The following is a 14,367-nucleotide window of genomic DNA, read 5'->3' on the forward strand; positions in this document are numbered from 1 at the left end:
CATTCATGCTGCGGCTTGCCAATCAGAAACTGGCGGCAGCCAGCGAGGTGCTGGTGAAGTTCCTGTCCCTGCTCTGGAGACCGCTGGCCGCGCTGCTGCGGCTGGTCTTCGGCTCATGGCAGCCGCCCGCATGGCTCGCGGCAACGCTGCGCGCCATGCGCCGGGGCGCCTGCTGGCTGCAGCAGCGGCTTTTGCTGCTCGTGCTGCTGATCGCGCTGGCCGCTGCCGCCTGGTTCGCCAGCCCCGCCGTCCTGAAATGGTGGCACGGGCTCACGCCTGAGAAGGTCGATCCGGCCCGCATCACCGCCACCGTCACGCCGCCGCAGCGCACCCGCGTCGAAGACGGCGCGCCACCGAATCCGCTGGTGATCCAGTTCTCGGGCGATGCCGCCCCCATCCATCTAAGCGCGGGGGTCGAGGCGAGCGGCGTGAGCCTCGAGCCCGCCATCGCGGGCACCTGGGTCTGGGAGGAGTCGCGCAAGCTGCTGTTCCGTCCGCGCGAGGACTGGCCCGTCGGACAGACCTTCTCCATCCGCCTGGCCGACAACGCGCTCGCCGCCCATGTGACTCTGGCCGACGCGAGCCGGAAAACCGGCTTCACCTCACCCCCGTTCGCAACTTCGCTGCAGAGCGCCGAGTTCTATCAGGACCCCACCGAGGCCAACGTGCGCCGCGCGCTCTACATGGTGCGTTTCACCCATCCGGTGAACACGGCCGAGTTCGAAAAGCGCATCGCCCTCAGCTACGACAAGCCCTGCGAAAGCGGGCTGCTCAAGTTCGGTGACAGCGCCAAGTGCGAGCCGCTCCAATACACGGTGAGCTACGACAAATGGCAGCTCACCGCGACCATCCTGTCCGAGCCGCTGCCCATTCCGGAGAAGACCCGCCCAGTGGTCCTCAAGATCGCCAAGGGCACGAGCGCCAGACGCGGTGGCCCGGCCGTGGCCGACGATCTGGTGCGTGCCGTGGGCATCCCCGGCCTCTACAGCCTCGCCATCAGCGACGTGAGCAACGTGGTCGTCAATGCGGACAACGGCGAGCCGGGCTACGTGCTCAACGTAAGCGCGTCGATGCCGGTGCGTGACCGCGCGATGGCGCAGGTCGTGCAGGCCTGGCTGCTGCCCGCAAAGCACAAGAACGCCGACGGCGAGCCGGTCGACAAGTTCGACTGGAGCAGCGCCAAGCGCGCCGAGTTCACCGACGCCCTGCTCAAGACCGCGACCAAGCTCACGCTCGATGCCCTGCCCACCGAGCGCGACGCGAGCGAGACCGTGAGCTTCCGCATGCCGCAGGCTGCGGGCGCTGGCGGCCGCTACCTGCTGGTGCGCGTGGCCAAGGGCCTCAAGACGCCCGGCGGCTACCAGCTTGGCGAGGCGCGTCAGGTGGTGCTCAAGCTCGACCCCTTCGCGCCGCAGCTCAGCATCGTGAGCCAGGGCTCGCTGCTCGCGCTCTCGGGAGAGAAAAAACTGCCCGTGCTGGTGCGCGACCTGCCCGGCGTGCGCGTGGAACTCAACCGCCTGCTGCCCAGGCAATTGCAGCACATGGTCACCCAGAGCAACGGCGAATTCGGCCGCCCGCAGATGTCGTACGGCCTCACGTTCGAAGACATCTCGGATCGCTTTGAAAAGAAGATTCCACTGGCCCTTCCGGCCGGCAAGGCGCACTACGAAACCGTGGATTTCAGCGGCTATCTCGCCAAGGACAAGACCGACCGGCGCGGCGTTTTCCTGCTGACCGTGCAGGGCTACAACCCGAAGGCGAAACAGCCCAAGCCGCACGACGAAGACGCCGAGATCGACGCGACCAGCGCGAACGCGGAGGAAGAAGAACACGGCTCCGGCGAGGAGGCGGCGGACGGTGGCGACGACAGCCGCACCCCCGAGAACTACAAGGAAGAGCGACTGGTGCTGGTGACCGACCTCGGCCTTGTCGTGAAAAAGTCCATCAACGGCACGCGCGACGTGTTCGTGCAGAGCATCGCCACCGGCCAGCCCGTGGGCGGCGCGCAGGTGGAGGTCTGGGGCCGCAACGGCGTGGCGATCGCCACGCAGACGACCGACGCCACGGGCCGCGCCAGCCTGCCGAGTCTGGCGGGTTTCGACCGCGAGAAGTCGCCCGTCGTGCTCGTGGTGCGCAAGGAAGGCGACATGAGCTTTCTGCCGCTCAACCGCTATGACCGCACGCTGGACGTCTCGCGCTTTGACGTGGGCGGCGTCTACGCCAAGGGCGTTCCCAACCAGATGCAGGGCTTCGTGTTCAGCGACCGAGGCATGTACCGTCCCGGCGACACCATGCACATCGGCATCATCGTGAAGGCGGGCAACTGGAACACCTCGCTGCGCGATCTGCCGGTGGAGGTCGACATCACCGACGCGCGCGGCCTGAGCGTCAAGCGCGAGAAGCTCAAGCTCGGCGCGGGCGGCGCCACCGAGATCAGCCACACCACGCAGGACAGCTCTCCCACCGGCAACTACACGGTCAACCTCTACCTGCCGCGCCGCGCGAATGCGGGCTCGCCCGAATCGAACGGACTGCTGGTCGGCACCACCACGGTGAAGGTGCAGGAGTTCCTGCCCGACCGCACCAAGGTGCGTCTCACGCTCAGCCAGCAGGCGAGCGAAGGCTGGGTCCGTCCGCAGGATCTGAAGGCGAATGTCGATGTGCAGAACCTGTTCGGCACGCCCGCGCAGGACCGCAAGGTCGAGGGCACGCTGACGCTCACGCCCGCGTTCCCGGCCTTCCGCGGCCTGCCCGACTACAGCTTTCACGATCCGCAGAAGGAAGGCCAGAAGCAGGTCGATGAGCTCGGTGCCCTGCAGACCAGCACCGAAGGACAGGCGCTGTTCGACCTGCGGCTCTCGCGCTTCGAGGCCGCGACCTACCAGGTGCATGTGCTCGCCCGCGCGTTCGAGCCCGAGGGCGGTCGCAGCGTCGCCGCCGAGGCGCAGACGCTCGTGAGCGACCTGTCCTATCTGGTGGGCGTGAAGGTCGATGGCGACACCCGCTACGTGGCGAAGAATGCCGTGCGCAACGCGTCGATCATCGCCATCGATCCCAAGGTGCAGAAGACCGCCGTGCCCAACCTCAAGCTGCAACGCATCGAGCGCAGGGTGATATCGGTGCTCGTCAAGCAGGACAACGGCGTGTTCCGCTACGAGTCGCGCACCAAGGAAATCCAGATCGACGAGAAGCCCTTCTCCATCGCGGCTGCGGGCAACGCGCTCGCGCTCGACACCGCAACGCCCGGCGATTTCGCCTACATCGTGCTCGATGAGAAGAACGTGGCGCTCAATCGCATCGAATACAGCGTCGCGGGCAACGCCAACGTCACGCGTTCGCTCGACCGCAACGCCGAGCTGCAGCTCACGCTCGACAAGAAGGACTACGAGCCTGGGCAGGAAATTTCGGTGAGCATCCGCGCGCCGTACGTGGGCGCGGGCCTGATCACCATCGAGCGCGACAGGGTCTACGCGCACGCCTGGTTCAAGACCGACAAGACCGCGTCGGTACAGAAGATCACCATCCCCAAGGACTTCGAGGGCACGGGCTACATCACCGTGCATTTCGTGCGCGATCCGTCGTCGGACGAGGTCTACATGAGCCCGCTGTCGTACGGCGTCGCGCCGTTCGCGACCACGCTCGCCAAGCGCACGGCCAACATCACGCTCACCAGCAGCGAACTCGTCAAGCCCGGCCAGACCGTGAAGATGACGCTCACGAGCGACCAGCCCACGCGCGCGGTCGTGTTCGCGGTCGATGAAGGCATTCTGCAGGTGGCTCGCTACAGGACACCCGCGCCGCTCAAGTTCTTCTTCCAAAAGCGCGCGCTCGAGGTGAACACGCTGCAGACGCTGGACATGATCCTGCCCGAGTTCAAGAAGCTCATGCTCGCCGCCGCCCCCGGCGGCGACGGCGAGGACGAGCTCGGCAAGCACCTGAACCCGTTCAAGCGCAAGCGCGACAAGCCGGTCGCGTACTGGTCGGGTCTGGTCGACGTGAACGGCAGCCGCGAGTTCAGCTACACCGTGCCCGAGAGCTTCAACGGCAGCCTGCGCGTGATGGCGGTGGCCGTCAACGACCAGAGCACCGCCGCCAAGAGCTCCACCACCGTCGTGCGCGGCGACATGGTGATCCTGCCGAACGCGCCGCTCGCGATGGCGCCCGGCGACACGGTGGAAGTCGGCGTGGGCCTCGCCAACAACATCGAGGGCTCAGGCAAGAACGTGCCGATCGCGCTCACGCTCAACGCGTCGGGCGGGCTCGAAGTGGTGGGCGACGCGACGCAGACGCTCAGCATCAACGAGCGCGGCGAGGCCAGCACCAAGTTCAGGCTGCGCGCCAAGGCGGGCGCGGATGCCGTGCTGGGCTCGTCACCGCTCGCGTTCAGCGCGGTGCACAAGAACTTCCGCGCCGATCTCAAGGAAGAAGTCAGCGTGCGGCCCGCGTCGCCCTATGTCTCTCTGGTTCAGGCGGGCAGCTTCCAGCGCTCGGGCGAGATCAGGAGTCAGGGCGACTTCTTCCCCAACTTCCGCCGCAGCGACGTGGCCGTCTCGTCCGCACCGTGGTCGTTCGCGACCGGGCTGATGCAGTATCTCGAGGCCTATCCCTACGGCTGCACGGAGCAGATCACGAGCCAGACCTATCCGGCCGTGCTGCTCTCCACGCGCCCCGAGCTGATGAAGGAAGTGTCGCGTGGCAGAACCGCCGAACAGGGCCCGCTGCCCGATGCCCGCAAGGTGCTTGAGCGCTACGTCGTTCAACTGCGCGCGCGCCAGACCGGCGAAGGCGGCTTCTCGGCCTGGCCCGGCGACGCCACGCCCGACACCTTCGCCACGCTGTACGCGGTGCAGTTGCTGCTCGAAGCGAAGGAACACAGGCTGCCCGTGCCGCAGGACCTGCTGCAGCAGGCCAACGCCTATCTGCAGAGCGCCCTCGGCAACGCCGATGCCGCGCCCGACCACTGGCGCATGAACACGCAGGCGCTCTACCTGCTCACGCGCCAGGGCATCGTCGCCCCGGCTGCGCTGGCCAACCTGCGCGAGGCGTGGCGCAGTGGTCAGGCCAAGGGTCTGAACACCGATCTCGGCGCCGCCTATCTGGCCGCGAGCTACCAGCTCGTCAAGCAGGACAAGGTGGCCGCCGAGCTGTTCGATCCCGTATGGAAGGACCTGCTCGCGCGCACCGCGAAGAAGCAGCGCCGCACGACCTGGGGCGCGTACTACGACCCGCTGGTGCACGAAAGCATGCTGGTCTACGTGGCCGCACGCCACTTCCCCGACAAGCTCAAGACGCTGCCGCCGACGGTATGGAACGGCGTGGCGGGCATGGTGCAGGACGGCTGGTACAACAGCCTCTCTTCCGCATCGATGGTGCTGGCCGTGGACGCGTATTTCAACGCGGTGAACCAGAACACCGAGGGCCGTGTGAGCCTGCAGTCGATCAACGCGCAAGGCCAGGCGGCGGCGCTGGCGCTCGGCAGCATCAACCCGGTGGCGCGCGCGCAGGTGCCGGTCGGCACGAGCAGGCTCAAGCTCGCCAACGACAGCGACTTCAATCTGTTCTACAGCTGGGCCGAACAGGGCTTCGAGCGCAATGTGCCCGACAAGGCGATAAGCAAGGGCATGGAAATCCATCACGAGGTGATCGACGCTTCGGGCAAGCCGGTCACGCAGGTGAAGATTGGCGACGAGGTCACCGTGCGCGTCCGCGTGCGCAGCACCGACCGCGAGAATCTGTCCAACGTGGCGCTGGTCGACATGCTGCCCGGCGGCCTCGAACCCGTTCTGCAGCCCGTGAGCAGCGGCAGCGGCAATGCCGATGAAGAAGCCGAGCAGAACGAGGAATCGCAGGAGCCGATCTGGAAGCAGCGCCTTGGCATCAAGGGCTCATGGAGTCTCGCCTACGCCGACATCCGCGAGGACCGCGTGGTGTTCTACGGCAGCGTGAACAAGAACATGATGGAGCTCACCTACAAGGCCCGCGCCACCAACGTCGGTGACTTCGTCGTGCCGCCCGCCTACGGCGAAGACATGTACGACCGCCGCGTGTTCTCGCGCTCGGCTGCGGCGCGTCTGCAGGTGGTGCCCAAGTGACCTCCGTCATTACGCCCCGCAAGGCGTCGTCGCCCCGCAAACGGCGATGGAGAAGAGCGGGAGCGGCCTCCGCTCTGCTGACGATGCTGATCACGCTGGCCGTCGCCATCCTGCGCGTGCTTCCCCACGCTCCGTTGAGCGAGCAGGTCGGCTCGTCGCGCGCCGTCTACGCGCGCGGCGGCGAGCTGCTCAGGCTCACGCTCGCGCCCGACGAGCAGTACCGCGTCTGGGTGCCGCTCAAGAGCATCTCGCCCACGCTGGTCGAGGCCGTGCTGCTGTATGAGGACCGCAGCTTCTACCGCCACCCCGGCGTCAATCCTGCTGCGCTCGTGCGCAGCGCCTGGCACATCACCAGCGGTGGTCGCCGGCAGGGCGGATCGACGCTCACCATGCAGCTCGCGCGGCGCGTCTACGGCATCGACAGCCGCAGCTATGGCGGCAAGGTCGCGCAGATCTTTGCGGCGCTCTGGCTGCAGGCGCGCTACAGCAAGCGCGAAGTGCTCGAGGCCTATCTCAACACCGCGCCCTACGGCGGCAACATCGAAGGCGTGCAGGCCGCGAGCATGATCTATTTCCGCAAGAGCGCCGCCGATCTCACCCTGCCCGAGGCGCTCACGCTCGCGGTGATTCCGCAGAACCCGGTCAAGCGCATCGCCGAGCGCGGCCGCAACGCGGAGCTGCAGTCCGCGCGCCAGCGACTGCTCGCGCTGTGGAAGGAGCGCGACCCGCAGGCCCGCCTGCTCGCGCCCGACGCCGAGCTGGCGCTCTCCGCCCAGTCGCGCGGCAATCTGCCGTTTCTCGCGCCGCACCTCACCGACATGCTGCTCGCGCAGGAGCGCGGCCAGCAGGACATCCGCAGCACCATCGATCTGCGCATGCAGACCACGCTCGAGCGCGTGCTCGCCCAATACCTGCGCACCCGCTCCGACGTGGGCCTGATCAACGCGAGCGCACTGCTGCTCGATGCGTCCACCATGGAGGTGCGCGCGCTCATCGGCTCGGCCGACTGGCACGACGCGAAGATCGAGGGCCAGGTCAATGGCACGCAGGCCAGGCGCTCGCCGGGATCGACGCTCAAGCCCTTCATCTACGCGCTCGCGCTCGATCAGGGACTGCTGCATCCCAAGACCGTTCTGAAGGACGCGCCCACCGCCTTCGGCCCCTACACGCCCGAGAATTTCGACCACCGCTTTGTCGGCCCCGTCTCCGCGCAGGACGCGCTGATCCGCAGCCGCAACATCCCCGCCGTCGCGGTCGCATCGCAGCTCGGCAAGCCCAATCTGCATGCGTTCCTGCGCCTTGCCGGGGTGCAGAAACTGCAGAGCGAATCGCACTACGGCCTCGCCCTTGTGCTGGGCGGCGGCGAGGTCACGCCCGAAGAACTCGCGGGCCTCTACGGCACGCTCGCCAACGGCGGCGTGACCCAGCCGGTCCGCTACACGCAGCGCGGCCCGAGTGACCAACCCACGGCCGCCGCGCCGCTGCGCCTGCTCAGCGAAGAGGCCGCCTTCATCACGCTCGACATGCTGCGCCACACGCCGCGCCCCGACACCGCACAGCCCGCGCGTCCCGCCGTCGCATGGAAGACGGGCACCTCCTGGGGATTCCGCGACGCGTGGACCGCAGGCGTCTTCGGCCGCTACGTGCTGGTGGTGTGGATGGGCAATTTCGACGGCAGCAGCAACCCCGCGCTGGTTGGCGTGGACGCGGCCGCCCCGCTGTTCATGCGCATGGTGGACGCGCTGCGCGCCCAGCGTTTCGACACCACCGAAGTGCCCAGACGCCAACCGCGCGACCTGCGCCAGATAGAGGTATGCGCCGCCACCGGCGGCCTGCCCGACGCGCTGTGCCCCGTGCGCACCAGCACCTGGTTCATCGCGGGCAAGTCCCCCATCCAGACCAGCCAGCTGCACCGCGCCGTGTGGGTCGACGAAGCCTCGGGCAAGATCGTCTGCGGCCCGCAGCCCGGTGCGCGCCAGCAGGTCGTGGAGCAGTGGAGCAGCGACATGCGCCGCCTGTTCCGCCAGTCCGGCCTGCCCCGTGCAGCCGCGCCCGACGACGGCTGCGACCGCGCGGACATGAGTGCCAACGCGGACGCGGGCAGCAGCCCGCTCGATGGCATCGCGACCGCAGACCATGCGCCACGCATCACCGCCCCGCTGCGCGGCGTGCGCCACATCCTGCGCACGCAAAAGCCCGAGCCGCTGGTGCTGCGTGCAGAGACCGACGCGGACATCCGCACCATCTACTGGTTTGCAGGCGACACGCTGATCGGCCAGTCCGCTCCCGGCGAAGGCATCACCTGGCTGCCCCCCATGGCGCAAGCCAGCCAGCGCCACACCCTGCGCGCCGTCAGCGACCAGGGCCAAACGGAAACGCGGGAAATCACCGTGGACATCGTGCCCTGAGCTTGCGATAACGTGCCCTGCACCGTGGCCATCGCCCACGGCCCAACGAAAGGTACGCTCCATGTCGCTGCGCAAGCACCCCGCCCTGACCGCCATCGCCGCCATCGCGACCCTTACGGCCACCCAATTCGTCCACGCAGAGGTCTACCCGCGTGAAAGCATGATCAAGGCCGAAAAGAAGGAAGCCGCTGGCGGCAAGGGCGTGCTCCACGGCGAATACGCCTTCACCCGCGACATGCCCAAAAAAGACGAAGCCATCAAGGAAATCAGCTGGCTGACCCTGAAGCCCGGCGACTCCATCGGCTACCACAAGCACACGACGAACGAAGACACCTACATCATCATCTCGGGCACAGGCATCTTCAAGGACAAGGACGGGAAAGACGTGCCTGTGAAGGCCGGCGACGTGACCATCGTGCGCAAGGGCGAATCACATGGACTGACGGCCACGGGGACCGAGCCGCTGGTGTTTGTGGATGTGATTGCGGAGCAGTGAGTGCCGAGACAGGCATTGAACCCCATGGAAGAGACCATTGACGTGGGAAGCGAGGTCCTGCTGCTCAGCATTCCCGATTGGCTCATCGCAGACCTTCCACTAAATGAACAAAGAGAGATTCTTGCATGCGTCGGACACACAACCACGGTGAAAAGCATTGATGACTTTGGCTACTGCTGGATTGGATTCGGCGCGACGATAGATATGAATGACACCGGATTCTTCAGCGGACATTCCTTTGGCGTTCCGGCCCTGTGTTTGAAGCTCGTCCGCAAGAACAGTGACAACTCCCAACGATGAATGCGATTGTGCCTTTCGAATTGGTGGAATCAATTCCGTTGTCACACTGAATGGGGCGTTTGTAAAAGCTGCAGCGCCTCACCACCCCCTCAAGGCCTTCAACACGGCCCTAAGCGGTTGCGTCACGCGCCACGACATCGAGTCCTCCATGGATCGAATCCTTGCGTCCAAACGATGCACCTCGTCAAGTGCCCCCTCCTTCGCCGTCGCCAGCGCACGGTTGAGTTCCTGCATTTCCATGCGCATCTGTACCAACGCCTGCTCCATGCGCCGGTTCCTTTCGTTCAGGTCTGAGCTGGCCAGTTCCGCCTCAAGGCTTCTGGCATAGCGTTCGGCATCAGCATGGGCGTCGCGCAGGCTCAGTGCATAGCGTTCGGCTTCACTGGCCATCGCTGTCGTTGCTGCCAGATCGACGTGCAGTTGTTGCACATAGTGATCTGGTTCGTCTGTTAGAGCACCATAGACAATGGGAAACCTCGCGCCGGTCTGCAGGCTGCGCGTGCGGGCATCCATGCAGCACATGGTAAACGCGCGCCTTGGAGCGGACGACGGGTTGACGCCAGAGCGATGAATCAACCAGTTATGCATCAGCACTGCATGGCCTGACGGCACCTCGAGTGCAACGATCTGCTCTGCATGGCAGTGCTCTTGCACCTGATCATGAGTGAGTGTGCTGCCTTGCATGCTCAGCAAACCGTTGCGATGCGATCCGCGAATGGCGTCCATGCAACCATTGGCCTGGGTAGCGTCGTCCAACGCAACCCAGATGGTCACCAGAGGGTCGCGATCGAGTTGCCAAACCGTACCACCATCCTGGTGCCATGGCAGGTTCGTACCCAGCCCCGCAGGCTTGTTCATGATCATTGCGCGAAAGATCGATACCGGTGAGTGCGCTCCATACATCCGGGCACAGATCTCGCGAAACACGGGCCGATCGATCAGTTGCGCAAACCGGTCGTCGTTCTCCAGCCCCTGAATCTTGCGATACAAGAGCGATCCTTCCTCGAACCGGGCAACAGCGTCGGGCAAGGCGTCGTACTCACCTCCGGTATCACGCTGCATCTGAATGTGGGGATTGTCCAGCTCGCCCAGCGCCAGCGTATCCGCTCTCTGTTGCAATGCTTTGACCTCGTCTGCACTCAACACCTGCCCTAGGTAGAGATACCCGTCGCGCTCAAACTGCTGCCAATCGATTTCGCTCACCATTTTGCTCCTCCCTTCTTCGCTGTTCACGTGCCGCCGTGTTTGCGCCAGTGGTCGCGCGTCCGTCTTTACCGGCGCTGTCGAATCGAGCATGGATGCTGCAATTCCACTCCATCTGGCCGGTACAGGCGGCTCGACCGGCATGCCCGTGCAAAACATTCTCGCCAACGCTTCCCGTCGAAGCGACTCGTCGCGCTCAAGGCTCGGGCGTTGCAGCGCAATATGGGCACTCCGCGCCTCACGTTGCGCCCACTGGTGCATCAGGCGCGTGATCAGATGCCCATGCAGCACCGAACTCAAATCCAAGACATCCCCAGCGCAGTCCATGTGCAGCAGCGCACCCTGCAGTTTCGTCCGGGTGTAGTCGTCAACGCATACCCCCACGCAAGGCACATCTGCCGCCAGGGCAAATACCAGTGGGTGATATCTGGAACTCACCACCAGTCTTGCCTGCGCGGTCATCCGTGCGATCTGCGCAGCGGGCAGCACCGGCAATACATGCATGACGACCTTTCGCAAGCACGCGGCCAGTGCCTTGCCCATATCTTCATCACTCCAGCGTGCTCCAGCCTTTGGCGCCGCACGCGCATGCGAGATGAAAACCAGTTCGCATCCCGCATGCAACGCAAATGCTTCAAGCTGGCGAGCCAGCGACTCGATCACGGGATCGCCCTCAGCGGGATCGCACAGCGGATGAAATGTCACTCCTATCCACGGAGACTGGATGGGAAACGAGAGCGGCCATGACAGCCCTGCTCCTGAGCCCGGATCTGCTCGCCCCAATGCATGGGCATCGTCGATTTGGAAACTCATGCGACGAGGATCTGCACCCAAGGTCAGCGCCCGTTGATAGCTGGGATATTCCCGAACACCGATCCACGATGCGGCCCGCAACATCTCGGACACCATCTCCCGATGGCGGTCATTCAACTCCGGACCGATGGTCTGGCCCAATATCACCACGGAGGCACCAATTTTCACGGCGCGCCGACACAGCGCCAGACGCTCGTAGATGCAGGCTGGCCAAGCGTCGCGCAAGTTTCCCCCACCGGAGATGAGCAGACCATCCGACGCATCGGCCAATGCGCCAAACGCCTTCGGCGCGCGACTCGTCCAATGTGGACGTGAGACTTGATCAAGCAGCGCCTCACGTTCGATTTCGGTGGCGCAATCATCGAATCCCAGCCGGGCAAATGCCTGAACACCATAGCTGAGCGATGTGAATTCAGGATCTGCGGAGATGACATGCAATTGAGAGCCGGGGGCGACGGATCGCAGCAACCGTAGATTGGACTCCAGCATGGCCTCGTCACCCGCGTGAAAGTTGGCTGCACCACCGATATCACCCACCAGCGTCCAGCGCCGGATGTTGCTGACCTTCGCCTTGATGCTCACGCCGTCGCCTCCACCGAGTTGCTTTTTCCCAGTTGAAGCGAGACGAGACGCTCGCGCAAGCGCGCAGCGCAGACGTCTGTACCGAAGCTGCTTTCCAGCATTGCGCGAGCGGTCTCGGCACGCCGTGCGGCTTCTTCACGCTGTTGAAAGACCTGACGCATCTGCCATGCGGCATGGCAGATGTCAGGCTCCGCCCACACCTGGCCTTCGTGAAAGGGGTAGTGGCCATCGGGCACCGGAACCAGCGCGCAATCCACGGGCCAACCCGTGTGCTTCGTCACCAGTTCGGTGGTGGCGGAATAGTCGGTGGCAATGACCGGCTTGCCGAGCTGCATGGCCTCCGCCACCAACAGCCCCAGCCCTTCCGCCCGATGCAGCGACACGACCGCATCGCTGCAGGCGATCAGTTGGAGGTTTTCCTGGCGGTTCAAAGTGCGCTCCATCAGGATCATGTCCGAGTCGCTGCACAGTGCTTCGCGCAACGCGTTGCCCTTTTCCTCATGGATGTCCGAGTGCAGCGTCTTGATGACGAGCGCCACTTTGGGGCGATCATCGCCGCAACGAAAGGCACGGCGAAACGCGCGGATGATCGCCATCGGATTCTTACGCTCCACATACGACAGAAAATCGAATGAGAAGTAGAACAGGAATACGTCGTCCGGCAATCCGAAACGGGAGCGCTCTGCCGCTGGCGGAACATCGAACGTCAGAGGCAAAGGCATGTGCAGCACGGGCTTGTCGAGCTTGTGCGCCAGCATGGTCTGCACGTATCGCGTTGGAGCCCACACTTCATTCACTACGTCGAATGCCTTGAGCCAAGGCTCAGGAAACTGCTCAAGCTCCCAAAATGGCACGACAGCCTTCCAGGCATCTGCACGTACCGACGAGGACACGAACTCAGCCACTTCAGGCAACTGGTCGGCATTCACCTGGAAAATCTGAATGGGTGCCTGACTTTTCGAGACCAGCGGGGCTCCGGGCGCCTGATCCACTTGAGCAGACAATGTGTTCAGACGAACAGGCAGGCCGTTGGCCCGCACTCCTGCGTGGCTTAGCGTGCGCAGCATTTTCCGTCCAGCCTCGGCCACACCCGTTGCCAACTCAAGGTACCCAATCACCGTCACTTCTGGTGTCCCGGAGCTGTGATTGTCATGTTCGCCCTTCAGACTCGCTCGCGAGTCCCAGGCAAACTTTCGCATCCCGGCGCGCCGCGAGACAGGTTCCACCAAACGGCTGTCCAGAAGCAAGTCGCGTGCGTGGCGCATGTACCACTGCAGATATCCCTCGACTCCTTGCTGCGTCGCGAGGTGAAATTGGGACTGCAGCCAATGTTCGCGCTGATGCACATAGGCCATTAACTGGGTCACGTAACCGGAGCGCCCCATCGCTGCATGCGTGCTGGGTAAGTGCAGGTATTCCTCATAGCATTCAAACGGATCACCACCGGACCAGCACACATGTCGCTCACGGAACATGCGGCGCACCAAGTCGGGAATCAACGTGCCTGAGGCGAAACGGCCATAGGCATAGGTGGCTCTGGGCACCTGGCCATGCCCGTTGTCCAGCACCTGTTGGGCATACTCGCCCATCAAGGTACTGAGCGACTCTGGAATCTCCTCGTCGCAAAACGCTTCTGTGTGTTTGGACAATCGCCGCGGATTCGCGGGATCAATGCCGCTGAAGTGGAAAAAGCGCAGCGGCGCACTGTCGACCAGCCATGTCTTGCCATCGCGCCCCAAGGTGCGCTGATGCAAGTTCCAATAGGCCACGTTGTAGCCCGTATCGCGCAGGATGCATGCACGGTCTGCAAAACCGGGAACGAGATCCATGAACTTCTGGTCCACGAAAATGCCACGTGCGGGCTCGTTCACGCAATGGTGCTCAAGACGCCTGCCCCACCAGCGCAGAATGTTCTGAGCCTCCTCGCCAGCACCGACCCCGAGAAAACCAAGGTTGTAGACGCCCGCGAGCATGATGCCCACATCGTCGGGAAAGACGTCACGCTCGGCAGGTTTCGTCAGATGGGGAGTAAGAACAAACGAGGCGCCTTCATCCAGCAGCCGAAATACGGACTCGAGCGGTGCAAATACTTCAATGTCCGGGTCGAGATAAACGACGTGTTCATGTCCGCGTGCGAGCAGATGACGGAACATGAACGGCTTGACCGCCGTGTTGAACTCCAGCACGTCGTAGCGAAAGGCGAACTCACGAAAACTGGGAATCGCCAGCGCATCGGCTGTGACCACCTCGCAAAATTCGGGGTAAAAGTCAGCATCCGCCAACTTTTCGTCCGCAAGGCACAGATAGATGGCGGCCTCGGGATGATGACGGCGTGCGCTCTCCAGCAACACCCTCGCCATCGGAACGTAGTTGTTCGAGCAGATCGTGAAGATCGCGCGGTTTTGAGTAACCATTCAACGCCTTGTGCAGAATGCACCGTAAATTCAGCTCTGACCGCAACCCCTCGCGTCAT

Annotated in this window: 6 protein-coding genes; 4 read left to right on the forward strand and 2 right to left on the reverse strand. The window is 64.2% G+C overall.

Features of this window, described 5'->3' with window-relative positions; all coding sequences use genetic code 11:
* Positions 1 to 5 precede the first annotated feature (5 nt).
* From ISG32_RS26315 to ISG32_RS26330, 4 genes are all read left to right on the forward strand, one after another.
* Positions 6 to 6,092, forward strand: coding sequence for an alpha-2-macroglobulin (locus tag ISG32_RS26315; protein WP_194773980.1), 6,087 nt, complete (start codon positions 6 to 8; stop codon positions 6,090 to 6,092).
* On the forward strand, positions 6,089 to 8,500 hold the full coding sequence (pbpC, locus tag ISG32_RS26320; RefSeq protein WP_323745999.1) for a penicillin-binding protein 1C: 2,412 nt from the start codon (positions 6,089 to 6,091) through the stop codon (positions 8,498 to 8,500). Before ISG32_RS26315 ends, pbpC begins: the two co-directional genes overlap by 4 nt.
* Before the next feature lie 61 nt (positions 8,501 to 8,561).
* Entirely contained in the window at positions 8,562 to 8,996 is a 435-nt protein-coding gene (locus tag ISG32_RS26325; RefSeq protein WP_194773981.1) for a cupin domain-containing protein, read from the forward strand.
* A gap of 24 nt (positions 8,997 to 9,020) precedes the next feature.
* Positions 9,021 to 9,296 (forward strand): hypothetical protein, encoded by a 276-nt coding sequence (locus ISG32_RS26330; protein ID WP_194773982.1) that lies wholly within the window; start codon positions 9,021 to 9,023, stop codon positions 9,294 to 9,296.
* Positions 9,297 to 9,374: 78 nt separating this feature from the next.
* On the opposite strand, the gene ISG32_RS26335 is transcribed toward ISG32_RS26330, so the two are convergent.
* Together ISG32_RS26335 and ISG32_RS26340 are read right to left on the reverse strand one after the other, a co-directional pair.
* Positions 9,375 to 11,894, reverse strand: a complete 2,520-nt coding sequence (locus tag ISG32_RS26335; RefSeq protein WP_194773983.1) for a phytanoyl-CoA dioxygenase family protein — start codon at positions 11,892 to 11,894, stop codon at positions 9,375 to 9,377.
* Entirely contained in the window at positions 11,891 to 14,308 is a 2,418-nt protein-coding gene (locus ISG32_RS26340; RefSeq protein ID WP_194773984.1) for a glycosyltransferase, read from the reverse strand. The genes ISG32_RS26335 and ISG32_RS26340 overlap by 4 nt, the downstream gene beginning before the upstream one ends.
* Positions 14,309 to 14,367 lie beyond the last annotated feature (59 nt).

Origin of the sequence: Diaphorobacter caeni, assembly GCF_015354245.1 — a bacterium.
In the GTDB taxonomy this organism is placed as follows: Bacteria; Pseudomonadota; Gammaproteobacteria; order Burkholderiales; family Burkholderiaceae_C; genus Diaphorobacter_A; species Diaphorobacter_A caeni.